This is a genomic window from Pseudomonas sp. Irchel 3E19, assembly GCF_900187585.1.
GTDB lineage: Bacteria > Pseudomonadota > Gammaproteobacteria > Pseudomonadales > Pseudomonadaceae > Aquipseudomonas > Aquipseudomonas baetica.
In genome coordinates, this window is the sequence record NZ_FYDT01000016.1 from 18,444 (window position 1) to 42,354 (window position 23,911).

Genomic DNA, 23,911 nt, shown 5'->3' on the forward strand with positions numbered 1-23,911 from the left:
AGTTGCGCGCACTTCACACTTCGATGTTTGCGGCCTTTGCAAAGGCTGCTGCCATACGGAACAACACGTCGCGATCCGTTTCGTTGACCTGTTGATAAACCTCCAGAAACTTTGCGACGTCACCACTGATGCTGTCAGCCGGACGGGGCTTTCGCTCGCCAGTTACCACGTAAAGCAGGTCCACTCCCAAGGGCGCAGCATGGGCCAAATAGGCGGTATCTGGGTTTCGTTCGCCTTTTTCATAAGCAAGCTGGGTGTTTTTTGTCACCCCACATTTTTCTGCCATCAACGTTTGGTTAAGACCGATCCGCTGCCGTTCTTCTTTAAGGCGCTCGCCTATAGTCATAAAAATTGTACCTTTGGCGTTGACATTCCCAATTTACAGGGACAATATCATCGCATCATTACGCGAAATCACACGAATTTGAACTATGCACGCCACCTACGCACCCGAGCAAGCCTGCCAGGCCGCTAGAACGCGGCTGGAACGCAAGGGCATGTCCGTAAAGGACTTTGCTCTTCAGAACGATCTGCACCCCTCAACCGTTTATGCGGTGTTGAACGGCCAGAAGAAGTGCCTGCGGGGCGAAGCCCACCGCGCCGCAGTACTTCTCGGTATCAAAGACTGCGTGATTGAAAACTAAGCCTGTTGGCTCAGGGAGGAAACCAGAAGATGAAACGTCCAGTTCTAGCCAACAGGAAAGACGTAGTCAGTGCAGTGATCGGCGCCTATCAGGGAGGCCGCATCTACGCCGCTGCTGACTTGGGAATGCCACTCAAAAAGTTCGACAACCAGGCCTATGAAAACGCCGGCAGCCGACCGCTGAGTGATGACCACATTCATCGTCTCGAACAGGTCGCAGGAACGACGTTCCTGCCCGACTACATCGCAGCCAAATACGGCGGAATGTTCGTCCCGCTGACAGCATCGGCGGACCTAGACAACGTCGAGTTGTACAACCGCTCAGTCAAAGCCGCCGCCAAACGCGGGATGGTTGATCAGATCATTGCCAAAGCACTCGACGACGGTGTCATCGAGTCCTGCGAAGCCCAAGCAATCATCAACGCTCTGATGCACTACATGTCCGCCCGCTACGCCGAAGTGCTGGCCACCATTCAACTGCACGGTCGGGGGATCGCTGGGTGAGTACATACAAACTGGTTTGCCCGCACTGCCTCGGCCGCATGCGCATCCGCACGAGCGAAGGCACACACATTTTCCTGCGGGTGGCCTATCTGCAATGCACCAACGAGGCCTGCGGCTGGTCAGTACGTGCCGAGTTCGAAATGACTCACGAAATGAGTCCTAGCGGCATGGCCAACCCATCGGTGCGCCTACCCATTGCCGATATCGCCTTGCGCCGCGCCGCGATGAAAACCGCCAACGATCAACCCGATCTGCTCGACCAAATGGAAATGGAGTGTGCGCAATGAACCACGATCAGTTGACCCACGATTACCGCAGCAGCATGCAGCGTGCCGCGTTCGCTTACCTGCAAAGGCACGAAGCGCAGTACCTGGTGGACTCGGACCTGCTCTATGAAAACTGCGTTCGTCATTTGGCCACGTCGCTGGAAGTGCCTGTCTTCATGGCCGAGCGACTGGTGCACAACGCCTGGACAGAATTGCAGGTGATCAATCAGCGCAAGTGGATCGGTGTGGACTGGGGCAACAGCGCCGGCTGCACGGTCGTGCACTTGATCGACACCCGTGCCGATCTGCGCTACCCGGTACCGGCGAGGCTGCTGCCGCAGACCCTGCTCGCCCAGCGCGATTCCGCGCACAAGCACCACCCTCAGTAACCCCTTTTTAAATAACCCGCCCTGCCCCGCTTCCCGTGGGTTTGGGTGAGCTTTGCCTGAAATCCGAGGTGGATTATGGAAATCGACATCGCCATCACCGCAAAACTGCCCCGCGCACAGGCCGAAGCCTTGCTCCAGGCACTGCGCGCCCAGTACTCGATGCAGTTCAACGAGTACTGGTATGACGATCGCTTTCGCATGATCCCCGAGGGTTTACGGCACGGCTCGCTGCTGTCGGCCTTCCCGGTGATGGCCGCGCAAAAACGCCTGATTGGCGCCCTTAAACACAGTCTCGGCGAAGTGAAGTAAGCCCCCGATGAACATGAAACACGATTTGCGCGCCGATATTCTGCAACGCCTTGAATCCGACTACGGACTCAAACACAAAGCCGGCAAATACATGCGCCAGGGCGAATGCCCGGCGTGCAAGAAAAAGGAGCTGTACGCCTTCCACGATGACCCATGGATGATCCGTTGCGGCCGGGGCAAGTGTGGCCAGACCTGGCACGTCAAAGAAATCTACGAAGACCTGTTCGAAGACTGGAGCAAGCGCGCCCCGGCCAGCGAGCAACACCCCAGCGCCACCGCCCGAGCCTATCTGGAATTTGCCCGAGGCTTTCGGCTTGATCTGATTCAAGGCTGGTTTACGCAGGAAACGTATTTCTCTGGCGAGCTGAATGCCGGCAGCGCGACGGTGCGCTTTGCGTTGGAAAAAGGTGGTTATTGGGAACGCCTGATCGACCGGCCGCACCGATTCGGCAAGATGAAGGCGCGGTTCAAGCCCGGTGACAGCCCGCGTGGATTCTGGTGGTGCCCGCCGTGCGTCGAGCTGCTGGACGTCAAAGAGCTGTGGATCGTCGAGGGCATCTTCGATGCTATCGCTCTGGTGCATAACGGCATTGCAGCCGTGTCGGCGATGTCGTCGGCCTTCTTCCCCGAAGATTCGCTGAAAGAGCTGGCCCGGCAGCGCGGCGGTAAATTGCCCAAGCTCATTTGGGCATTGGACAACGAACCCGGCGCGCACAAATACACCAAGCGTTGGGTGCGTCAGGCTCGCGCTTTGGGCTACGAGTGTGAAGCGGCGCAGATCCCGCAGTCGGACAGCCGCAAGGTCGATTGGAACGATCTGCATCAGCGCTGGGCATTCATCGATGGCGAGAGCGAACGTACCGAGCAGATCGACAAGGACCTGGCCACCGCTCTCTATCACGGCTCCTTGCTGATCGCCGAAAGCGCGTCAGAGAAAGGCGTGCTGATGTACGAATGGCGCGAGCGCCATGAATTTCACTTCGGGTTCGAGAGCCGGCTCTACTGGTTCAAGATGGACTTGGAGAAATTCAACAAGGCCATGCAGGCGCTGGAGTCTTCCGAACGTCATGAAGACCAATTGCTGAACGACAAGCAGCGCCGCGACAAGGCCCTGCGCCAATGCGGCGGTGTCGTTGAAATCGCCAACTGCTACCCGCAGGCGCTGTACTTCCAGCGCAACGAAGTCACCGACGAATCCTGGTACTACTTCCGCGTTGATTTCCCGCACGACAGCGGCAGTGTCAAAAACACCTTCACCGGTGGCCAGGTCGCTGCCGCCAGCGAGTTCAAGAAACGCCTGCTCAGCATGGCAGCCGGCGCGGTGTTCACGGGGAGCGGTCAGCAGCTCGACAAGATCATGAAGGATCAGCTGTTCGGCCTGAAAACCGTTGAGACCATCGACTTCATCGGCTACAGCAAACTCCACAGCTGCTATGTATTCGGCGACCTTGCCGTGCGCGGCGGCATCGTCAGCGTGGTGAACAAAGAAGACTTTTTCGAGTTCGGCAAGCTGCGGCTCAAGACGCTGCAAAAGTCGATCGCCATGCACATCCAGCGCGACAGCAAGCAGTACCGCACCGACTGGTTGCCGATGCTGTGGCTGTGCTTTGGCGCCAAGGGAATTGTCGCCCTGGCGTTCTGGTTTGGCTCGCTGTTCGCCGAGCAGATCCGCGCGCAGTACAAGTCCTTTCCGTTCCTTGAGGTCACCGGTGAAGCCGGCGCCGGCAAGACCACGCTGCTGACTTTCCTGTGGAAACTGCTCGGCCGCGAGCATGAAGGTTTTGACCCGTCGAAATCGACCCGTGCCGGTCGACAGCGCGCCATGGGCCAAGTCTCCAACATGCCGGTCGTGCTGATCGAAAGGCGACCGCAACGAGCCGGATAAAGCGCACGCCAAGGGCTTCGACTGGGACGAACTGAAAGACTTCTACGGCGGCGGCACGCTCGGCACCAAGGGCATGAAAACCAGCGGCAACGAGACCTACGAACCACCGTTTCGGGGCGCGATTGCGATCAGTCAGAACGCCGATGTCAGCGCGTCCGAAGCGATCCTGACCCGGATTATCAAATCGCACTTTGCACGCCCGGAGGTCACCACCGAGAGCCGTGCAGCGGCAGACAACCTGAACCTGATCCCGGTCGAGCAACTGAGCCATTTTTTGTTGCTGGCTGTGCGCGCCGAAGCCCAGGTGATGGCCAAGTTCGCCGAACGCGTGCTGGTTCATGAACAGCAACTGCGCCGGCTCAAAGAAATCCGCGTGGAACGGATCATCAAGAACCACAGCCAGTTGATGGCCCTGGTCGATTGCCTGCGCCTGGTTTGCCCGCTCGATGACAACCACGTCGCCACGACGCACCAGGCACTGATGGTCATGGCGTTGGAGCGGCAAGCCGCGATCAGTGCTGACCACCCGCTGGTTGCCGAGTTTTGGGAAGTCTACGAATACCTCGAAAGCCTGGGCGAAGGCCCGCAGGTCAACCACAGCACCGACCCGAAACTTATCGCGATCAACCTCAACGAGTTCGCTGAAAAGGCCAGCGAGCATCGGCAGAACCTCGCTGACCTCAAGACCCTGCGCGGGCTGCTAGTCAACAGCCGCAGCCACAAATGGCTGGAATCCAACAAGGCTGTGTACAGCGCCGTGCGCGCTTCACAAGCGGCCGGCAACGCGATGTTCAACAAACCCACCACTGTGCGCTGCTGGATTTTTCAGAGCGCGTAAACCGCGACCAGCGCTGCAACGCTGGGCACATTCCAAAGGAGAAGCACCATGCAAGTAGAAGTCATCACCGGCGATGCCGGCACGGGCAAGACGACAAAACTGAGGTCGATCGAGGCGCAGCAACTGGCCGAAGGTAAACCGGCCGGGATCATGTACGCGGAAGCGTATTCGCATCGAGGCCTGCTCATAGCCTTGGAGGTCAGGTTGGAACGCGGCGAGCGGACGCTGCTTGTCGACGATTGCTCGAGCAAACAGATTGAGGAGATTTTGCAGTGGCAGCGGGAGGCCGCTGGCAGCGAGCGCTTGAAAGACTTGGCGATTCACCTGGTTCGCCGCGCGGGCTGAACGACGCTCATGCCAGAAAGAAGTGGTGCCGAGGGGCTGCAACCCCTCGGCACCGACCACCCCAAAGGAGAAGCACCATGCAAGCACAAAACCCAAGTGGCAGCGGCACAGAGGCTATCACGAACACCTTCAAGGTCGGTGACGACGTGAGTTATGTAGCCGGGCGCAGCACTGGCCACAGCGTCAGTTTCAGCGTGCGCGAAGGAACCATCGCGGAAATTTCGGCCGGTGTCGCCATCGTCAAATCCCGCAACGGGCGCCACTCAACTCAGCCTCTGAACAAGCTCACGCACCAAGGCCAGCGGAACGCCCTCACCCGTGCATTACTCGGGGAGGCTTGAGCGTGGACGCCTCAGCAACGAAACGCGCGCGCCCTCCCATGGCAAGCCACCGGCTGGACCTGCCGAGCCAATGTGACATTTGCGGGAAAGCTCGATCGACTCGTAAGCACCAGGTTTGTAGCCGGATCCGGCAGCAGCGCAAGGCTGACGAATGGGCCGAGCTGATGGCGGCGCGAGCTGAAGCGAAGAACAACAAACCTCGGCGCTACGCGCGCTGAACTGATTCACAGGACGAGCAACGGGGAGCTGCAACTCCCCATCGTCCGCACAGGAAAAAGCACCATGCAAATGCTCAAACGGACATTGAAACACTTTCATTTCTGCTGCGGCCTCGGCGGCGGCGCCAAAGGTTTCAACAAATCCAAGCCCATCGTGGGCAACATCCAAGCGCAATGGCAGTGCATTGGCGGCATCGACATTGATGCGGCTGGACTGGCCGACTTCGAGCGCTTGAGCGGGGTCAAAGGTACGCTGCTGGATCTATTTACACGCGATCAGTACATCCGCTTCCACGGAAAAGAGCCGCCACCAGGTTGGCGCGAGGCCACGGTAGAAGACGTTCGCCGTGCAGCCAATTTTCAACGCCCCGACGCGGTGTTCATTTCCAGCCCCTGCAAAGGCGCTTCAGGGCTGTTGTCCGAAAAGATGAGCCTGACCCCAAAATATCAGGCGCTGAACGAACTCACGTTGCGCTGCATCTGGCTGTTCGGTGAAGCCTGGAAAGACGATGCCGTACCGCTACTGGTCTTCGAAAACGTTCCTCGACTCGCAACCCGTGGTCGGCACTTGCTCGACCAAATTAACAAATTGCTGTCGCACTTCGGCTATGCCGTGGCAGAAACCACTCACGATTGCGGTGTGATCGGCGGGCTGGCGCAAAGCCGCAAACGCTTCTTGCTGGTGGCCCGCCACATTGAGAAGGTCCCGCCGTTTCTGTACGAACCGGAAAAGAAGACGCTCAAGTCTGTCGGATCGATTCTAGGGCGCATGCCGCTTGCCGGCGATATCGAAGCGGCCGGTCCTATGCACCGGGTGCCAGCGCTGCAATGGAAAACATGGGTGCGTCTCGCTCTGGTCACCGCCGGCAAGGACTGGCGCAGCCTGAATGACTTGGCAATCGAGGACGGCTACTTACGTGACCTGGTGATCGTTCCGGAATATCGCGCTGGCTACCTTGGCGTGCATGACTGGCACGACACTGCTGGCACAGTTGCTGGCCGTACTAGCCCAACCAACGGCGCCTTCTCGGTCGCAGATCCTCGTGGCAAAGTCAGCGCCCTCCAGTACCAGCAGTACGGCGTTCGTCACTGGGACGAAACGAGCGGCGCGGTGATTGGCGTCAAGTCACCCGGGCAAGGAACGTTCAGCGTTGCTGACCCACGAAAGCCCGAAGGCACGTTTGGCAAGTACTTGGTAACGCCATGGGATAACCCAAGCGGTACCGTCATAGCTGGAAGCACAACCGGACAAAGCGCGTTCGCAGTTCAAGACCCACGCCCCGGCATGAAACGCACAAAGGGTGACGCCTACCTCAGTGGCGGTCACTACGGCGTGGTTGGCTGGAATGACCAGTGCGGCGCCGTCTCGGCGAGCGCCAAGCAGGACAACGGGCGCTGGTCGGTGGCCGACCCACGCATGCCGGAAGCCAATGAACGATTGACTTGCGTGATTGAAAGTCTTGATGGGACTTGGCACCGCCCATTCACCACGCTGGAGCTGGCGGCACTGCAAAGCCTGGTAGATCCGGAGGAACAGTTTGAACTGGACGGTCTGAGCGATCAGGCATGGCGTGAGCGGATCGGCAACGCCGTGCCGCCTTTGGCAGCCGAAGCTATCGCTGATGTGATGGGGACCACCTTGTTGCTGGCTGCTGCCGGCGAAACCTTCATGCTCAACAGCATGCCAATCTGGGTCCGGCCGATAGCGGTGGGTCTGAGCGTTTCGCAGCAGGAGGCCGCGCTATGAAGGTTTTCCTGTTGCTGTACCTATGCGCGGATGCGTCTCGGACGGATTGCCAAGTCTTTCCAGCGCAACACTGGATTGGCGATACGGCATATGAACAGTGCCTCGACGCTGTTCCCGGACTCACCAAAGCCCTGACCGCAACAAACCGTCAACGGCACAAATTCGTCTGCGAGATCCAGACGGACGCCGCAAAGCCGGTGGAAGAAGTAGCCCGGCCGAGGTTCATTCATCAATCGTTTCGGATGTGAGGGGAGCATCATGAACACGGCTTTCATTTTGATGGCCCAGTACAACGGCCAGGCAATTATCCCGCTTGATCGCGTGTGCCGGGACTACTTCACACACCTGACGCCCGACATGTTCCAGCGCAAGGTGTTAAGCGGTCAGATCAAGATCCCGATCACCCGGTTGGAGCCGAGCCAGAAGTCCGCCAAGGGCGTTCACATCAGTGACTTGGCGGCTTACCTCGATCTCCAGCGCGCCGCCGCGGTGAAAGAAAATAACCAGCTCAACGGCTTAAAACCCGCCTATTGAGCCACTTCATTGATGCGGCGCCCAGTTGGACGGGCGCCCTCAATATCTTCTCGTGCCATTCCCACCCCACATACCGATCACCCTTACCGCGCAGGTGGGTGTAGCGTCGCAGCGAATTCCAGTCCCTGTGCCCCGACACACTCGCTACGCGTGGGATGTCCCAGTCCATTTCAAACAGGCGGCTGACACCCTCGTGGCGAAGGTCGTGAAAGTGCAGGTCAGCGATACCCAAAAACTTGCAAGCCTTCGCCCAGGAAGTGGAAATAGACTCGGGGCTGTACGGGAAAATATCGTCGCCGGCCTTTGGCATTGTCTGGAGTATCTGCCACGCCTCATCTGGCAAGTAACACCAGACGTCGTTGCCGATCTTCTGCCCGGGGTTCTTCATGTCCCTAACCAGGACACGCTGGCCAGCCTCGTCTACATCGGCCCAGCGGATGCGGGTGATTTCATCAAGGCGGCGGGTTGAGAACAGGGCGAAGCCTACGACCTTCAACATATTGGTGACGCTTCGACGCCGCGCCTGCATGTCCTCATAGTGCGTCATGAGCTTGCCCAGTTCATCCAGTGTCGGGCGCCGGTCCCGCTCGCGACTCTTGAGGTTGTAGCCGAGTTTACGTAGCACTCGCCGGGCGCCTGCCATGGCCAGCGGATCCACCTGAAAGCCCCATGCGTCCCTGGCGATGGAAAGCACGGCTCCGAGGTGCGCGAGATCGTTGCCGGCGGTTTGCGCCTGGACGCCTCCCCCTTCGCTACTCATCCGCCACAGCGCGAAGTCCACCAGGCATTGCGTATTGATGTCGGTATCGTTGAGCTTGCCGAAGTAGCTGGCACCAATGGCCGTAAGTGTGGCCTTTTTGGTTTTGCCCAGCGGCCGCGCTTTTTCGACCTCGCGAAGGTATTGATCAATCATCTCTTTGGCGGTAGCGCCCTTGCGGCTCGCCCGCTCGATCGCACCAGGCTCATCAAGTTCCGATTCACGCTTACGCGCCCACGCCTGCGCAGCCTGTTTTCGGGCGAAGGTCTGGCTCTCTTGGTAGACTTGCACCCCATCACGCTTGATGCGGATCTGAGCGGTGTAGCTCACAGACCCATCCGCCAGTTTTCTTGCCCTGATAGCTGCCATATCGAAAGTGGTACGCATCGGTTTTAAAGTGGTACATCGTACCACCGAGACCTGAAAAACGCCTGAAAACGCCCTAAAACACGCCGAAAACACGTTGAGTAAAATGTTACAGAATCAGAGCCTTAGCCCAGTAAAACCAATGCCTACGCTGTCTCGGCGCTTTAGTGTTGCACCCATGATGGATTGGACCGACCGCCATTGCCGTTTCTTCCTACGCCTCCTGTCGAAGAACGCTCTGCTCTACACCGAAATGGTCACCACCGGCGCGCTGCTAAACGGCGATCACGAACGCTTCCTCCGTCACAACGAAGCCGAGCATCCTCTCGCCTTGCAGTTGGGCGGTAGCGTTCCATTGGACTTGGCCGCCTGCGCCCGCATGGCCCAGGAGCACGGTTACGACGAGGTGAACCTCAACGTCGGCTGCCCGAGCGATCGTGTGCAGAACAACATGATCGGCGCGTGCCTGATGGGTCATCCGCAACTGGTGGCGGATTGTGTGAAGGCGATGCAAGACGCGGTGTCGATTCCGGTGACGGTGAAGCATCGGATCGGGATTAATGGGCGGGACAGTTACACCGAGCTGTGTGATTTCGTCGGGACGGTGCGGGATGCCGGGTGTACCAGTTTTACGGTGCATGCGCGGATTGCGATTCTGGAGGGGTTGTCGCCGAAGGAGAATCGCGACATTCCGCCGTTGCGTTATGACGTTGCTGCGCAGCTGAAGGCAGATTTTCCGGAGTTGGAGATTGTGCTGAACGGCGGGATCAAGACGATGGAGGCCTGCCATGAGCATTTGCAGACGTTCGACGGTGTGATGTTGGGGCGTGAGGCTTATCACAATCCGTATTTGCTGGCGGAGGTGGATCAGCAGTTGTTCGGCAGTTCAGCGCCGGTGATCAGTCGGGCTGAGGCGTTGGCACAGTTGCGGCCTTATATCGCCGAGCATTTGGCAGCGGGTGGCGCGATGCATCACATCACACGCCACGTGTTGGGTCTGGGCACCGGGTTTCCGGGGGCGCGCAAGTTTCGGCAATTGTTGTCGGTGGATATTCACAAGGCCAAGGATCCGTTGGCGTTGCTGGATCAGGCGGCGGAGTTGTTGGCGGGTCGTTGATCGGCGCGTTGCATGTGCGGGCAACGAATCAGCTTTGCCCGCGGTTTTGTTGTGCTGACAGGACGTCGTTAGGTTATGCCCGCGTTTAACCATGTTTTATTCAAGCGATTCACCCTCCTCGCTTTACTCCTTACCGTCCCTGCCACCGCCTGCGCCAGTTGCGATTTTTTGAAAGGCTGCGGTGATGGGGAAGATGGCCCTTTTGAATCAACCCAGATGTCTGGCTTTCTGGTTTTCACGACGACGATGATCACGGTCGATGGGATGTCGGACATGTCCGGACTGAAAAAACGTGTGTATTCGCTAGAGGAAATCGAAGCGGCGCGGTATTTCCTCGCCAGCGACGGCATGCTGCAGGCCGCGTACTTCACTTCGGCTTTGCAGCATTTTCGTCAGGATTTGCCCGACTCGGAATTGAATGACCTCGCCGTCGCGGCACTGATCAGCAGTCAGTAATCAGCTTGCCGCCGCTGCCGTCCAGTTGACCCAGCCAAACTGCCACGTTGCCAGAATCAGCAAGCCGAACGCGATCCGATACCAGGCGAACGCGGCGTAGCTGTGGTTGGCGATGAACTTGAGCAGGCCGCGCACGGCGATCATCGCGAAGATGAATGCAGTGACGAAGCCGAGGGCGAAGACCGGCAGGTCGCTTTGCTGGAACAGGTCGCGGTATTTGTAGCCTGAGTACACGGCGGCACCGACCATGGTCGGCATGGCCAGGAAGAACGAGAACTCGGTGGCGGCTTTGCGCGAGAGGCCGAACAGCAGGCCGCCGATGATGGTCGAGCCAGAGCGCGAGGTGCCCGGGATCATCGCCAGGCACTGTACGAAACCGACCTTCAGCGCGTGAGACCAGCGCATGTCATCGACATGGTCGACGCTCACCACGTGGCTGCGTTGTTCGGCCCACAACATGACGATGCCACCGACGACCAGAGCGACGGCAACGGTGATTGGGTTGAACAGGTATTGATGGATTGTGTCAGCAAACAGAACGCCCAACACCACGGCAGGAAGAAAGGCGATCAACAGGTTGAGGGTGAAGCGTTGTGCGTTGCGTTCGGTGGGCAGGCCTTTGACGATTTCAACGATCTTCGGCCGAAACTCCCAGACCACGGCAAGAATGGCGCCGAGCTGAATAATGATGTTGAACGCCATGGCGCGTTCACCGCCGAAGTCCAGCAAGTCGGCGACGATAATCTGGTGGCCCGTACTTGAGATGGGCAGAAACTCGGTCAGGCCTTCTACCGCACCTAAAATCAACACCTGGAAAAGGGTCCAGAAATCCATTAATCCTCCATCAGAGCACTCAGCGCGAGCGGCCCGTTAAACTGCACTCAGGAATTGAGTATCTGAAGTGAAACAATCGGTATATCGACACCTATTGCCTGACTAGGCGACGGAGAATATGTCTTATCAAAAGACACACTCAAGCCATGTTAGTAATCGTCCGCCTACGAACGACTCGGGACATATTTAGGCCTTTATATAGAAAAAAGTTGCCAAGCCGATAAAGCGTGATCAATATCACATTCTTCTAGATGGCCAGACAGTGGCCAAAGGACACAAACAAAGCTGTCGCATTGAGTTCAGAATAGTGGCACAATTTCATATTGCCACCATCTAACGACTAGTTCAGACACCCAGAAAAATCAACTAAAAGCCTGAAAAGCTTAATTATTGTTAGAAAACTCGGGAGCCACGTCTAAAAACAGCGTGAATGTTACCAATTGTCAGTCACAGATGAGAACTGGTGCTTTAACATCCCGATGTCAGCACCTAATTCGAGTCAATGCATGATGCTATCAGGGAACTTGGCGACTAGAAGTCCGCGCCCGACAAACGACGAACCCGGTGTTCTAACGCTGGGCCGCACCCGTGGTGTGGCCGACCAATTTAGAGCGCTGCTCGCCAAGCACGTGCGCAGCGATATGGCACTTGATACCGACGCCTACACTAGTTCCTGCAAGCACCATGAACACACGGGCTCGTATCGAGCCATCTTCATTGTCATCGATAGCCCGCAGGCCCTCGAAGACAATCTCGCGCTGGTGGAGAACCTGCGCACCGACAACTTGAAACCGATCATTTGCGCGGTCATCACCGGTCGCGGTGCCTTCAACAAGATCAAGTATTTTCTTGCCGGGGCGGACTTCTGTATCAAGCTCAATACTCTTTCCGACGAGGGCGCCGAGTTGCTTGGCGAGTTCTTCAACAGCGAAGAATGGCAGCGAGATATCAATCTTACGCTCGACCCTACTCGAATCTGCCTGTCGGGCACCAGCAAGAAGCTGGATATTTCTTTTGCTGAAATGAAGATCCTGGAAGCGTTTGCGCAAACCGGCAATCACATCCTCAGCCATGATGAAATCGCTAACATCATGGGGCTCAATACCAATTTCTACGACCCCCGGGCGCTGGAAAAATCAATCAGCCGCTTGCGTGGAAAAATCAAGGACATGTATGGTACAAACGCGATTCAGAGCATCCGCGGCTATGGCTATCGCCTGATGCGGGGCCTGATATCGACTGCCTGACTCATGGGCAGCCACCCTTTTGCATGCTTACGAAGGATCGTCTGATGCAACCATATAGCTCTAGTTGTACTTCACGCCTACCTATAAAAAAGCGATTGAATGAGCGCGCCAACATAACAATAAACTCAACAACATAGCAGCAGAACGAGTGGAACTTATCAAGGGCCATTTTCGGGTCCAGACCCTGCCTGTGGATTACTTCCAAGGAAGTCATTGCTCGCCTGCCGATTCACCTTTTAGCCAATTTTGGTACGCAGTTAAGGAGAGAGACATGGAAACTAGTACAACCCTCCCCAGAAAATATTTTGTTGTCGTGACTCACAGTACAACATCGCAGCGCGAACTCGAGAGCATCCTTTCCAGCGAACGGTTCAATTCGTTTGGTACGTCTCAGGCGCAAATGTTTATTGAAGGTGCCAATTCGCCCTCTTCCGCCCCCGTGTTGATGGAGTTCACTTACCCAAGCGGCACACGAAAGAACGTTACCCGCACTATCGAACATGATACTCAGCGCATATTGGCCACGCTTGAGTCCGAATGGCTTGCCGCTCAATCGGCGAATCCATTTCACGGCACTCCAGCAGTAACCACTGAAGCCGGCAACCCGTCGCCCGCTTTCGAAAGCGCTCCCGCCTACACCGAGACCTGGCATCTCGACAATGATCAAGGCGCATTGATCAAAGAAGACATAGAGATCAGTCTCACCGGACTGGAAACTGCGCTGGTCAGGAAGATGCTGCACCACGAAGAGCGCGTTGTCAGTCGCGACGAGTTAATCCTCAGCATAGGCCGAGAGCCGGAGCAATACCGTGGGCTGGAGATGTGCCTGAGTCGCCTGCAAGACAAATTCAAAAGCGCCAGCAATGGTGAGCGACTGTTCCGCGCCGTAAGAAACCGCGGATATTGCCTCATTCAAGAAATCGTGGCTTAAAGACAGCGGTATCTGCAAACACCACAAACAGAAAACAGTGCGACTACAAAAACAATAAGAGCACTCTGTCTGGTTTCACCTCCCTTGATATAGAAATTCCCTGCCCCCTTCCCTACAACAGTAACAAATCCAACATCATCTATTCACCCCCTTCTCTGCGACCTTTTCTAACACCCTTATATTTAATTATTAAAAAGTTGGCACTGTGCCATCTTGTTAGAACTCGTCAGACACCATTCCCGCCAATAAATTAGTCTATTGACTGACGACAGTTCGGCATATCGACGTTGTTACCTCAGGACACTCGTTAAAACAAAAACAATAACTCTGACTAACAACTCGGCTTTCAACTGTTGAAACCTGAATGGACGTCTTTTGGGGATATCGTATGGATCTTTCTCTCAGTATCAATCGAAGCACGGGCCTCAAGGGACTGACCTTTTGGGGCCAATGGGCGCTGGCGCAGGGTTTTATCGTTGCTTTGCTGTTTGTATTGGCGGAGCAGCACACGGGAACCGTCGCGTTCTATTACCGGATGTGCGCCACACTGGCGGTGTTGGCCTCGGTGCCGGCGTATACATTCAGTGGCGTATATCGAAAGCGAGACAACTATCTGACCGGCTTGGGGCGTCTGTTGATGGGCTGGTCGATGACCATGGCGGCGCTGGCTTTCATCGCGTTTGTCTGCAAGGCCGATGAGTTGTTTTCCCGACAGGTGATCGTGAGCTGGGCAGTCTACGGCTTCTTGGGTCAGGCACTGTTGTACGCTCCATTGCATGCGTTTTCGAAGTTCTATCAGCGCACCCGTAAAAGCGAGCACAAGACGCTGATCGTTGGCACGGGTGAGCTGGCGTTGGGCCTGGCGAAGAAGTTGAGCCAGATCGAAAACCTGCCGTTGGTAGGGTTGATCAGTAACGGCAAGGTGCCTGCACTGGATTCGGATGCACCGCGCGTGGTTGGTGCTCAGGAAGATCTGCTTAAGCTGATCGAAGCCCACGACATCCGCCGCTTGTACATCACCCTGCCGCTCTCGGAAGCGGCGAAAATCGAAGCGATGTATGTCGACCTGCTGGGTGCCAACGTTGATGTGGTCTGGGTGCCGGACTTGAACAGCCTGACGCTGCTCAATCACTCGGTGAAAGTCGTGGACGGTCTGCCGGCGATCTACCTGAACGAAAGCCCGCTGACCAGCCGCCCGACCGCGGCGCTGAGCAAAAGCCTGATGGAGAAAAGCGTCGCGCTGCTGGCGATTATTATGCTGAGCCCAGTGCTGGCGATCATTGCCCTGGCGGTGAAGATCAACTCGCCTGGCCCGGTGTTTTTCAAGCAGGATCGCCATGGCTGGAATGGTAAGGTGATCAAGGTCTGGAAATTCCGTTCGATGCGTGTGCACGATGACAAAGACGTCAAGCAGGCCAGCCGCAACGACTCGCGCATCACTGCCGTTGGACGCTTCATCCGCCGCACCTCGCTGGATGAGTTGCCGCAATTGTTCAACGTGCTGCAAGGGCACATGGCACTGGTTGGTCCACGTCCGCATGCTGTCGCGCACAACCATTTCTACTCGGGCAAAATCCTCGCTTACATGGCGCGCCACCGGATTAAACCGGGCATCACCGGGCTGGCTCAAATCAGCGGCTGCCGCGGTGAGACGGACACCATCGACAAGATGCAGAAGCGTGTCGAGATTGACCTGCAGTACATCAACAGCTGGTCGTTGTGGCTGGACTTGAAGATCCTGGTGAAGACACCGTTTACGTTGCTGTCGAAGGATATTTACTGAGGTTCAGCGTTACCCAAGGCAAGACCGCAGGGGGACGAAAGTCCCCTTTTTTGTGCCCTGGATTCAGAGCTGACCGAAGATCACTGTGGGCGTGGGCTTGCTCACGAATGCGTGGCGTCAGTCAGCGTAGATGTCTGATGTACCGACGCCTTCGCGAGCAAGCCCGCTCCCACAGGGATTTGTGGTTGGCTCGGGATTTGTGCTGTGACAAATAGCCAGTGTGGGAGCGAGCCTGCTCGCGATAGCGGTGGGTCTGGCAACATTGATGTTGGGTGTGCTGACGCCTTCGCGAGCAGGCACGCTCCCACAGGAATTTGTGGTGGGCCACGGTTTGGGGTTTGACACATATCCCTGTGGGAGCGCAGCTTGCCCGCGATGGCGTCAGGCCAGTCAGCATCGATGTTGAATGTGCCGCCGTCATCGCTGGCAAGCCAGCTCCCACAGGGATAGCGTCAGGTTGAGCGTTGATCGATCAGCCGTTACTCGGTGATCTTCTCGAAGTTGCGGTAGAACATATCGTCATCCCGGCTATCGGTCATCGAGTGCAATTGATAACCGCGATTCAACCGCGCGCCACCATCTCGCGTCAGCGGTGCCCACACCAGGTTGGCGCGGCGCATGGTCGACATGCTCATCATTTCGTCGAACGGTATCGACAGATAGAGACCCTTGTCGAAGCTACCTTCCCCATACTCGGCACTGCTGGCCGTGGTGATGGTCGCCCAGGCGCCAAAGCGCACGCCGTTGGAGAACTCGCGAGAGATGTCCAGCGTACCGCCCCAGTCTCCGGCCAGGTAACGCCCGACGCTGATCGCCGCCAACGTGTCGTAAGGCAAATCCGTATAGCCAGTGATATGCCCGGTCACTACCGAGTAATCGCGCAGACCAAAACCCTGATCGAATTCACGCTGACGCACGTAGTTCAGATCTGCGCCCACCGACCAGCGCTCGCCAGTCGGGCGGAACAGCACCTCGCCCCCTACCCCGGCGAACATCGACTCCAGATAACCGCCGTACACCATGCCATACCAGTCTTTATCCAGTTGCTCGGTGTGGCTCAACTGGAACATCGGCAAGGTCACTTCAGACTCGGTCAGGTACTGACGCAAATCCGTGCGCACACGCGGCAAGCCGCTGGGTGCGTCATAGGTGAATTTGTCGAAGTTGTTGATCAGATTCGCGCTGAGCAAACCGCTCCACCAAGTGCTGCGATTAAAGCGGTACTCGGCGTCCGCATCGGCACTGAATTGATAGAGCAAGCCATCCGGGCCGCCGACGTTCTGTTTGAAGCCCAGACCCACGCCATAACTGAAGTGCTGCGGCGCTTCGGTGTAGAGGGTTTTTTCGTTGTGCGGCATCGCCGGATTGACTTCGGTGGTGCGATGCAGCGACAGCAGCGGTTCCTCGTTGTTGATCACTTCGCGGAAGGTCTGGCGCGGCACGCTGGTTTCTTCCAGCGGCAGGTCGTAGCGCTTGTTGACCAGGGTGAACCAGTCAATGTCGTCGTTGACGCTGTTGTCGAGAACCCTACTCGCACGACCAACCGCTTTGGATGAATGGAAGTAGCGCTGCTGCTCGCCGTACACGATCAACTCGGAATCACGCTGGCTGATGCGCTCGACCTTGTACCCGGCGTTCTGCTGCAAACGCTGGGAGACGTTGGCCCAGTCGACCTGCTCCATCGACGTGGTCGGCATCTTCGCCGGCAACGGTTCGGGCGTCGGATCGTAGGTCTTGGCCGGCGCCTTGCGGCTGACGAAATTGGTGTGAAAGGTGATGCCAAACATCGCCGTATTACCACGCTCCCACGCCGCGCTGACGTCAACCGAATCCGCCACTTTGAACACCGCGCCGAAGTTGATCGGTGAGTCCTGCTTGATGATGTTGTCCTTCGGTTCGTGCTTGTAGTCGTTGCCTTCGTATTCGAGTTTCAGGCTGAGGCGATCCCAGGGCGTCTGATAACTCACGCCACCGAAAAATGACGGCTTGCCGCGAAAGTACGAACCCGAGTTGACGTCACCGGTGCCCTCGAGGGCCGGGCGGGTATCGAAGCGATCACTGACGTAACCCAACGGGTTGTCGAGGTCGCCGCGATTGCCCAGATAACCCCAGGCAATGCCGGCGCTGAAATCAAAATTGTCGAAGCGCTTGTTGGCGACAAAGAACTCACTGGAGAACAAACCCGTACCACCGATATCTCGGAAGCCCAGGGCCACATCGGGCAGCCAGTGGCTTTCCTGCCAGAGCCGGACTTTGGCGTCGACCGCCTTATCCTTATAGCTTTGGCTGCCGCTGAGGGCCTCGGAGCCGTACGGGCGGTTGGTGATCGCGGTGTAACGGAACGAACCTTCGAGCCAGTCCAGCGGCTGCAGCGACACGCTGTAGCGGCTATACGGCTCGGTGCGGTTGGCATTGACGCTCAACTCGCCGGCCGGGGCCATGCGCGCGGTCGGCGTCTGCAAAAGGCCGGTGCCACCGAAGTCATTTTGAGTAATGCGCGGCTCGGCGTGCGCCAGACCACAGGGCAATAACAACACAGCTGCAAAACGTAAATTCAACGCACCACCTCAGCCAATTGCGTGGCAATAAATTCGGCCAACTGCTGATTCAGTTCAGGGACAGGCGGATCAAGATCATCATTTTTCACCGGCACCAGAATCTTGCTGCCGGCCACGGGAAACTGCCCGCTCTCGCGATTCCAGTGGGCAATGCCGACGCGTCGCGAAACGCCGTTGGGCTGGATCAACCACAGGTAATCGGCCTCGGAATCGTCAAGCGGCGTGCAGCTTTCCAGGTATTCACGGGCCTCCAGCAACGGCTGGTACGGCAAGTGACACGGCTCGGCGACGGCGCCAAGCACTTGAACTTCATCGACGCGCTTGGGGTAGATCAGTCGATCGCCATCGTCCAGACGAATGTTGCGGGCGAAGCCGACTTCAATCGCCACCGGGTCGAGATCGGCGATCTGCCGTCCGGTTACCGGCATCTGTCGTACTTGCTCGGCTAGCCGCTGCGCCAGCGCCCCACGGCTCGGCATGTCAAAGAGCATTGCCATGCGCTGCAACACGTCCAGATCGAACAACACGCTGGCCTTGAGTCGCGTCTGCTCTTGCAGCAACGACTGCCGCAACAACACGCCCGCCAGCCAGTAACCTTCGGCATTCGGCACGGCTTCGTTGATCACGTCGAGCAAGCGCCCGCCCGCCGGCAGTTCGACCGGCCCGGGGTTGGCGACGTCGCCGCTGACCGTGACGGCGGCCTGGCTCACGCTGCTGATCAACAGCAAACCCGCCGATAGCGCTTTAAGCCGCTTCACGGCAGGTGCCTGCGATCAGGGGTCAGTTGCACAATCCTGACGCGCAATTGCGAGGTCAGTTGCTGCTCACTCTTGACGATGAAACCGTCACGCGGATCGACCCAATAACGATTGGTCGCACTCAGGCCGATGGCCGGGGCGTCAATCTGCTCATCGACACGTAGCACGGTGTATTCCTTGTCGAGAATGTCCAGGGTTTCCGTTGAGCGGCGGATGAAGCGACTGTTGACGATCACCCCGACTTCCTGGCCCCTGTAGAGATCGATCCAGCGCCGAGTCGTGAAGCCATCGGCCACTTGATGCAGGCCACGTTTGAACGGCGAGTCATCCGACAGGCGTGTGCCGTCGAGATCGCCTTCCAGGCCCAGGCCAATGCTGCGCACGGCCAGACCATTGCGCAGCAGCAACACTTGCTTGCCGGAAGCGACCCAGAACTGCAGGTCGTCGCGCTCGCGCACCAGCGCCAGCACCCCGGAGCCGGACGGCGTGGTCAGTTTGAGTTGCGGATAGTTGACTTCGGCCACCTGGGCCGCCGTCACGTCCACCTCGTCCGGGCCGATCACCGCCGATTTGAGGTTGTTCAACGAAGCGCTCATCAGCGGGTTACAGCCACACAACAACAGGGCCGCACTCAGGCAGACGCCAACTTTCAACGTGTTCACAGTCGGCGACCTTATTTGCTGTTGTTACTGTATTCGCTCCAGTTCTTCGCAGCGGAAGCCCCGGTCCCGACAATCGACGCCGACGGCACCAATTGGCTGATGAAGCGATTCCAGCGCGTCACGTTGGCCGGGCCAACATAGACCACGTCCTGCGGGCGCACTTCGAAGTGCGTGGCGAGTGCCATGGCTGTCGGCGATTCGGCGTTCAACTGGTAGATCTTCGCCGGCTCCACATCGAGGTTTTCCACGCCACGGATGACGTACACCGCGTTGCCGTTGGAGGTGGTCTGGCTCAAGCCGCCAACCGAGCCGAGGACGTCGGAGAGGTTCATGGTCGCGGTCTTGAAGCTCAATGCGCGCGGCTGGTTGACCTCGCCCATGACGTAAATGCGTTTGTTGTCGTTGTACGGCAGATATAACTGGTCGCCACCTTTGAGGTAGACGCCCTGCAACTCGGAATCCTGCTGATTGAGCGAGTCGAGATTGAGCGTATAAACGCGTCCGTTGCGCGTCAGCGTCAGGCCGGACAAGTCGGCATTGTTGGTGTCGATACCCGCCGAACCGAGGGCCTCGACCACGCTCAGTGGATTGGTCGAAATCGCTTGCGGGCCGCCCTTGGCCACTGCGCCGGTAACCACGACTTTCTGACTGGCGAAGCGCAGCACCGCGACATCCACCTGCGGTTCGGCAATGAACGCCGACAGCCGTTGTTCGATGTCGGCACGCAATTGCTGGATAGTCCGGCCGGCGGCCTGGACTTCCTTGATGAACGGGTAATACAGCGTGCCGTCGGAGCGCACCAGTCGGCCGTTGGCATCGATCTGTTGTTGCGCGCCGGACGGGGCTGTCAGCTCGGGATGATCCCAGACCGTGATGTACAAGACATCGTTGTTACCGATGCGGTACTCGGCCGGGGTCGCCAACAGCTCCGCCGGCAGCGACTCACGCTTGTGCGTGGCGCGGGTGGTGGAGATCAGCTTGGGGGTGATCGGGATCAGCTCGACCCGGCTGCTTTCACTGGCCCCTTGGCGGGTGATGTCACTGGTGCTCAGGTATTGGCCCGGGGAAAACATGCAACCTTGTAAAGCGAGACTTGCCAACATTAAAAGAGAAAAACTACGAGTCATAATGGCACTACGCTATTCAAGGGCGAATCTAAAAAGAAGTCACCCGACTTGCGTCGGGCGACCCTTACTGCACTAACAAAAACGTCTGTTAGTTGTGTGTGCCGGTAGTACCGGTGGTACCTGTGGTACCGGTGGTGCCGCCGTTGGCACTGCCACCGCTGTTGGACGCCGCTACTGCACTGGCAACCATTGCAGTACTGGCTGCAGGCGCTTGAGAAGCCGCTACATTGCCACCTACATTGGTTACCGCCGTCAGCGGCGCTTCAGCTGCGGCAGCCCAGTTGCTCAACATCGTCAACAGGGCAACTGCCATCACTTTCTTCATATCAACTCCTTTCTAACATTCGACCTGTTAAAAACCGGCCGGCGTTAGAGGTGGTAGAGTTCAAGTCCGCGAAAAATGCGAACAAGATCCGTTGTTCTTTCACAGTCTTACCCAACTGATAAAAGTCGAACGGCAGGTTTATATCTACGGACTTGCAAAAGGCATTTCCAGCGTATTTTCCCGACGATATCTAACACCTGACCGAAACTAACATTTCACATCAAAACGACATCAGCCGAGATAACCCTTGGGATGGTTGGATTGCCAGCGCCAAGTATCGGTAACCATGTCCTGCAAGTTGCGCGTGGCTTTCCAGCCCAACTCTTTCGCCGCTTTCGAAGCGTCGGCCCAACTCTCGGCGATATCCCCCGAACGACGCGGCATCATCCTATACGGCACGGGTTGCCCGCAGGCCTGCTCGAAGGCGTGCAACACTTGCAGGACGCTGTAGCCATCGCCGGTGCCGAGGTTCCAGGTGTGAATGCCAGTACGTCCAGAGATGGACTGCAATGCCTTCAAGTGCCCGTCCGCCAGGTCGACAACGTGGATGTAATCGCGCACGCCGGTGCCGTCGACCGTGGGGTAATCGTTGCCGAAGATCGACAGTTCTTGCAGGCTGCCCACCGCCACCTGGCTGATATAAGGCACCAGGTTGTTGGGGATACCGTTGGGGTCTTCACCCATGTGGCCGCTGTGATGCGCGCCAATCGGGTTGAAGTAGCGCAGCAAGGCGATGCTCCAGCGCGGCTCGGACTGGCACAGGTCGCGCAGCACGTTTTCGACGATCAGCTTGGATTGGCCGTAGGGATTGGTCGGATTGCCGGTCGGGAAATCCTCGCGGATCGGCATCTGCTCGGGCTCGCCGTAGACCGTCGCCGAGGAGCTGAACACCAGCCGGAACACCCCGGCCGCTGCCATCGCCTGACACAGCGTGATGCTACCGCTGACGTTGGTTTGGTAGTACGCCAGCGGCTTGCGCACGCTTTCGCCGACGGCTTTGAGCCCGGCAAAATGCAGCACGGCGTCAATTTTGTGCTCCTGGAAAATCCGGTCGAGCAGCGCGCGGTCGCAGACATCACCGCGAATCATCAACGCGCTCCTGCCGCAAATGGCTTCCACCGCGTGCAGTGCCGCGTCGCTGCTGTTGCAAAGATTATCCAGCACGACAACTTCATAACCTGCTTCAAGCAAAGCAAGTGTGGTGTGCGAGCCGATATAGCCGGCGCCACCGGTTACCAGAATCTTCATAGCGCGGTCCGTTATTGGATAAGTAGCCGATGTCGTGTCAAGCCTGTTGTTGTGCAGATGTGTCGCAATCCACACAAACAAGGCGACAACAACCGAAAACAAAACTAGTTCAATGACTGGCAATATTTATTTTTGCAGGTCACACTGTATTGCCCGCTACTTATTAGCACTGCAAGTGCACTCATCACTATCAACAGATACCGACTAAAAATAACTAATAGCGCACTAACCGACATCGCATAACATTGGCGTGTTTTACCACTCCGACCATTTGCCATTAACAACCTGACTCAGGTATTAAAGTAAGCCTTCAATCAACATTAAAACTTGCAGCCATCGTTAATGGCCCGCAACCGTCGCCTGTGTTCCATGACTGTCCAGGATACTTTTATGATTCGTAAATGTTTGTTCCCCGCTGCCGGCTACGGCACGCGTTTCTTGCCGGCCACCAAAGCCATGCCAAAAGAGATGCTGCCGATCGTCAACAAGCCGTTGATCGAATACGCCGTTGAAGAAGCACGGGACGCCGGTCTGCAACATATGGCCATCGTCACTGGCCGCGGCAAGCGTGCGCTGGAAGACCATTTCGACATCAGCTATGAACTGGAGCACCAGATTCGCGGCACCGAGAAAGAGAAGTTTCTCGCCGGCACCCGTGAGCTGATCGACACCTGCACCTTCTCCTACACCCGTCAGGTGGAAATGAAAGGCCTGGGCCACGCCATTCTCAGCGGTCGCCCATTGATCGGCGATGAACCGTTCGCCGTGGTGCTGGCCGATGACCTGTGCCTGAACCTGGAAGGTGACGGCGTTCTGACGCAGATGATCCAGCTCTACAAGAAATTCCGTTGCTCGATCGTCGCCATCCAGGAAGTCCCGGCCGATCAGACGCACAAGTACGGCGTGATCGCTGGCGAGCTGATTTCCGACGGCATCTACCGGGTCAACAACATGGTGGAAAAACCGGCACCGCAGGACGCGCCGTCGAACCTGGCAATCATCGGTCGCTACATTCTGACGCCGGACATCTTCGACCTGATCGCCGACACCCAACCGGGCAAAGGCGGCGAGATCCAGATCACCGACGCGCTGATGAAACAGGCGCAGAACGGTTGCGTGCTGGCCTACAAGTTCAAGGGCCTGCGCTTCGACTGCGGCGACGCCGAGGGTTATCTGCAAGCGACCAATTTCTGCTACGAAAACGTCTACCTCAAGGGCCGCTGAGACGGCTCCGACACCCGACGCCCACTCTTCACTTCAGGCAGGTGACCATGAACATTGCACAACATTCCGTAGAGATTGAACGCGAGGTGGGCAACCTCGGGGTGGTGAGTTGGTTGTCGCGCCATCAGCCGTTGCCCAGCGCCAACGAGCCCTGGCTGGGTACTATCTTGTTGGTGGAGCGCATCGGCATGTTCCCATCGTCCGGCGATATTCCCCGGACGATGGCCGATCCCTATCCCCTGCTCGCCCATCTGAAAAAGCTCTACAGCGAGCAGGCGCTGGAAATCGATGACCGCGACGGCCTGAAAGTGATTTTCAGCGACTGGCGCTTTCGCGTGCGCATTTGCTGCAACGACCCGGCGATCATCATCAACGTGGAAACCCGTTGTGATACGCGGTTGATGCCGCAGAAGATTTCCGAATTGCTCAATCAAGTCGACGCGTTTAATCAAGACGTCTGATAGCACTCTCGCTGCTGATCGTTCCCACGCTCTGCGTG

Annotated in this window: 27 protein-coding genes and 1 pseudogene; 19 read left to right on the forward strand and 9 right to left on the reverse strand. The window is 57.4% G+C overall.

The genetic code is table 11. From position 1 onward, the window contains the following. Positions 1–13: 13 nt before the first annotated feature. On the reverse strand, positions 14–346 hold the full coding sequence (locus CKW18_RS12520; RefSeq protein ID WP_095189086.1) for a helix-turn-helix domain-containing protein: 333 nt from the start codon (positions 344–346) through the stop codon (positions 14–16). A gap of 85 nt (positions 347–431) precedes the next feature. Here CKW18_RS12520 and CKW18_RS12525 point away from each other — a divergent pair, with 85 nt between their 5' ends. The 12 genes and pseudogenes from CKW18_RS12525 to CKW18_RS12580 all read left to right on the forward strand — a co-directional run bounded on the left by CKW18_RS12525 (position 432) and on the right by CKW18_RS12580 (position 8,019). Next, positions 432–644, forward strand: a complete 213-nt coding sequence (locus CKW18_RS12525) for a DNA-binding protein (protein ID WP_095189087.1) — start codon at positions 432–434, stop codon at positions 642–644. Positions 645–673: 29 nt separating this feature from the next. Next, entirely contained in the window at positions 674–1,147 is a 474-nt protein-coding gene (locus CKW18_RS12530) for a YmfL family putative regulatory protein (RefSeq protein ID WP_095189088.1), read from the forward strand. Continuing rightward, positions 1,144–1,434, forward strand: a complete 291-nt coding sequence (locus CKW18_RS12535; protein ID WP_038979812.1) for an ogr/Delta-like zinc finger family protein — start codon at positions 1,144–1,146, stop codon at positions 1,432–1,434. Before CKW18_RS12530 ends, CKW18_RS12535 begins: the two co-directional genes overlap by 4 nt. Then, positions 1,431–1,802 (forward strand): hypothetical protein, encoded by a 372-nt coding sequence (locus CKW18_RS12540; RefSeq protein WP_095189089.1) that lies wholly within the window; start codon positions 1,431–1,433, stop codon positions 1,800–1,802. The genes CKW18_RS12535 and CKW18_RS12540 overlap by 4 nt, the downstream gene beginning before the upstream one ends. 75 nt (positions 1,803–1,877) lie before the next feature. Beyond that, a complete protein-coding gene (locus CKW18_RS12545; protein WP_086793340.1) occupies positions 1,878–2,111 on the forward strand; it encodes a hypothetical protein in 234 nt (77 codons plus the stop codon). A gap of 7 nt (positions 2,112–2,118) precedes the next feature. After that, positions 2,119–4,834 (forward strand): annotated as a pseudogene (locus CKW18_RS12550) (bifunctional DNA primase/helicase). A gap of 48 nt (positions 4,835–4,882) precedes the next feature. Continuing rightward, positions 4,883–5,179 (forward strand): hypothetical protein, encoded by a 297-nt coding sequence (locus CKW18_RS12555; protein WP_095189090.1) that lies wholly within the window; start codon positions 4,883–4,885, stop codon positions 5,177–5,179. A 77-nt stretch (positions 5,180–5,256) separates the two neighbouring features. Further along, positions 5,257–5,520, forward strand: coding sequence for a hypothetical protein (locus tag CKW18_RS12560; protein WP_095189091.1), 264 nt, complete (start codon positions 5,257–5,259; stop codon positions 5,518–5,520). Between the two features lie 38 nt (positions 5,521–5,558). Beyond that, positions 5,559–5,738 carry a hypothetical protein gene (locus CKW18_RS31040; protein ID WP_095189170.1) on the forward strand — a complete coding sequence of 60 codons (180 nt, stop codon included), beginning with the start codon at positions 5,559–5,561 and terminating at the stop codon, positions 5,736–5,738. A gap of 70 nt (positions 5,739–5,808) precedes the next feature. Further along, on the forward strand, positions 5,809–7,485 hold the full coding sequence (locus CKW18_RS12570) for a DNA cytosine methyltransferase (protein ID WP_095189171.1): 1,677 nt from the start codon (positions 5,809–5,811) through the stop codon (positions 7,483–7,485). Further along, entirely contained in the window at positions 7,482–7,733 is a 252-nt protein-coding gene (locus tag CKW18_RS12575) for a hypothetical protein (RefSeq protein ID WP_095189092.1), read from the forward strand. Before CKW18_RS12570 ends, CKW18_RS12575 begins: the two co-directional genes overlap by 4 nt. Positions 7,734–7,743: 10 nt before the next feature. Further along, positions 7,744–8,019: a pyocin activator PrtN family protein gene (locus CKW18_RS12580; RefSeq protein ID WP_095189093.1), complete on the forward strand. Its 276-nt coding sequence runs from the start codon at positions 7,744–7,746 to the stop codon at positions 8,017–8,019. On the opposite strand, the gene CKW18_RS12585 is transcribed toward CKW18_RS12580, so the two are convergent. Continuing rightward, a complete protein-coding gene (locus CKW18_RS12585) occupies positions 7,994–9,145 on the reverse strand; it encodes a site-specific integrase (RefSeq protein WP_095189172.1) in 1,152 nt (383 codons plus the stop codon). The two genes, CKW18_RS12580 and CKW18_RS12585, sit on opposite strands and share 26 nt — an antisense overlap. Positions 9,146–9,284: 139 nt before the next feature. Between CKW18_RS12585 and dusA the strand changes: the two genes are divergently transcribed. Both dusA and CKW18_RS12595 read left to right on the forward strand, forming a co-directional pair. Then, a complete protein-coding gene (gene dusA / locus CKW18_RS12590; protein WP_170947245.1) occupies positions 9,285–10,259 on the forward strand; it encodes a tRNA dihydrouridine(20/20a) synthase DusA in 975 nt (324 codons plus the stop codon). A 75-nt stretch (positions 10,260–10,334) separates the two neighbouring features. Further along, positions 10,335–10,715, forward strand: coding sequence for a DUF2388 domain-containing protein (locus tag CKW18_RS12595; protein ID WP_095189095.1), 381 nt, complete (start codon positions 10,335–10,337; stop codon positions 10,713–10,715). Here the strand turns inward: CKW18_RS12595 and CKW18_RS12600 are convergent, their stop codons facing one another. Further along, positions 10,716–11,549 (reverse strand): undecaprenyl-diphosphate phosphatase, encoded by an 834-nt coding sequence (locus CKW18_RS12600; protein WP_095189096.1) that lies wholly within the window; start codon positions 11,547–11,549, stop codon positions 10,716–10,718. Between the two features lie 506 nt (positions 11,550–12,055). Between CKW18_RS12600 and CKW18_RS12605 the strand changes: the two genes are divergently transcribed. The 3 genes from CKW18_RS12605 (at position 12,056) to CKW18_RS12615 (ending at position 15,510) form a co-directional block, all read left to right on the forward strand. Then, a complete protein-coding gene (locus CKW18_RS12605) occupies positions 12,056–12,796 on the forward strand; it encodes a winged helix-turn-helix domain-containing protein (RefSeq protein ID WP_095189097.1) in 741 nt (246 codons plus the stop codon). 271 nt (positions 12,797–13,067) lie between these two features. Continuing rightward, entirely contained in the window at positions 13,068–13,727 is a 660-nt protein-coding gene (locus CKW18_RS12610; protein ID WP_095189098.1) for a helix-turn-helix domain-containing protein, read from the forward strand. Positions 13,728–14,115: 388 nt separating this feature from the next. Beyond that, the gene (locus tag CKW18_RS12615; protein ID WP_095189099.1) at positions 14,116–15,510 is read left to right on the forward strand and encodes an undecaprenyl-phosphate glucose phosphotransferase; all 1,395 of its coding nucleotides are present in this window, start codon (positions 14,116–14,118) and stop codon (positions 15,508–15,510) included. Positions 15,511–15,989: 479 nt separating this feature from the next. Here CKW18_RS12615 and CKW18_RS12625 read toward each other — a convergent pair whose 3' ends face one another. The 6 genes from CKW18_RS12625 to galE all read right to left on the reverse strand — a co-directional run bounded on the left by CKW18_RS12625 (position 15,990) and on the right by galE (position 22,188). Next, positions 15,990–18,068 carry a YjbH domain-containing protein gene (locus CKW18_RS12625; protein ID WP_095189101.1) on the reverse strand — a complete coding sequence of 693 codons (2,079 nt, stop codon included), beginning with the start codon at positions 18,066–18,068 and terminating at the stop codon, positions 15,990–15,992. Further along, complete coding sequence (locus CKW18_RS12630) at positions 18,065–18,826, reverse strand: capsule biosynthesis GfcC family protein (protein ID WP_095189102.1); 762 nt, start codon at positions 18,824–18,826, stop codon at positions 18,065–18,067. The genes CKW18_RS12625 and CKW18_RS12630 overlap by 4 nt, the downstream gene beginning before the upstream one ends. Further along, positions 18,823–19,488 (reverse strand): YjbF family lipoprotein, encoded by a 666-nt coding sequence (locus tag CKW18_RS12635; RefSeq protein ID WP_095189103.1) that lies wholly within the window; start codon positions 19,486–19,488, stop codon positions 18,823–18,825. The genes CKW18_RS12630 and CKW18_RS12635 overlap by 4 nt, the downstream gene beginning before the upstream one ends. Positions 19,489–19,499: 11 nt before the next feature. Beyond that, on the reverse strand, positions 19,500–20,561 hold the full coding sequence (locus CKW18_RS12640) for a polysaccharide biosynthesis/export family protein (RefSeq protein ID WP_095189104.1): 1,062 nt from the start codon (positions 20,559–20,561) through the stop codon (positions 19,500–19,502). 142 nt (positions 20,562–20,703) lie between these two features. Next, positions 20,704–20,940, reverse strand: coding sequence for a hypothetical protein (locus CKW18_RS12645; protein WP_007910552.1), 237 nt, complete (start codon positions 20,938–20,940; stop codon positions 20,704–20,706). A 231-nt stretch (positions 20,941–21,171) separates the two neighbouring features. Continuing rightward, positions 21,172–22,188 carry a UDP-glucose 4-epimerase GalE gene (galE, locus tag CKW18_RS12650; RefSeq protein WP_095189105.1) on the reverse strand — a complete coding sequence of 339 codons (1,017 nt, stop codon included), beginning with the start codon at positions 22,186–22,188 and terminating at the stop codon, positions 21,172–21,174. 390 nt (positions 22,189–22,578) lie between these two features. Between galE and galU the strand changes: the two genes are divergently transcribed. Both galU and CKW18_RS12660 read left to right on the forward strand, forming a co-directional pair. After that, entirely contained in the window at positions 22,579–23,412 is an 834-nt protein-coding gene (galU, locus tag CKW18_RS12655; protein WP_042560129.1) for a UTP--glucose-1-phosphate uridylyltransferase GalU, read from the forward strand. Between the two features lie 47 nt (positions 23,413–23,459). Then, positions 23,460–23,873 (forward strand): mannose-1-phosphate guanylyltransferase, encoded by a 414-nt coding sequence (locus CKW18_RS12660; RefSeq protein ID WP_095189106.1) that lies wholly within the window; start codon positions 23,460–23,462, stop codon positions 23,871–23,873. Positions 23,874–23,911: the final 38 nt, after the last annotated feature.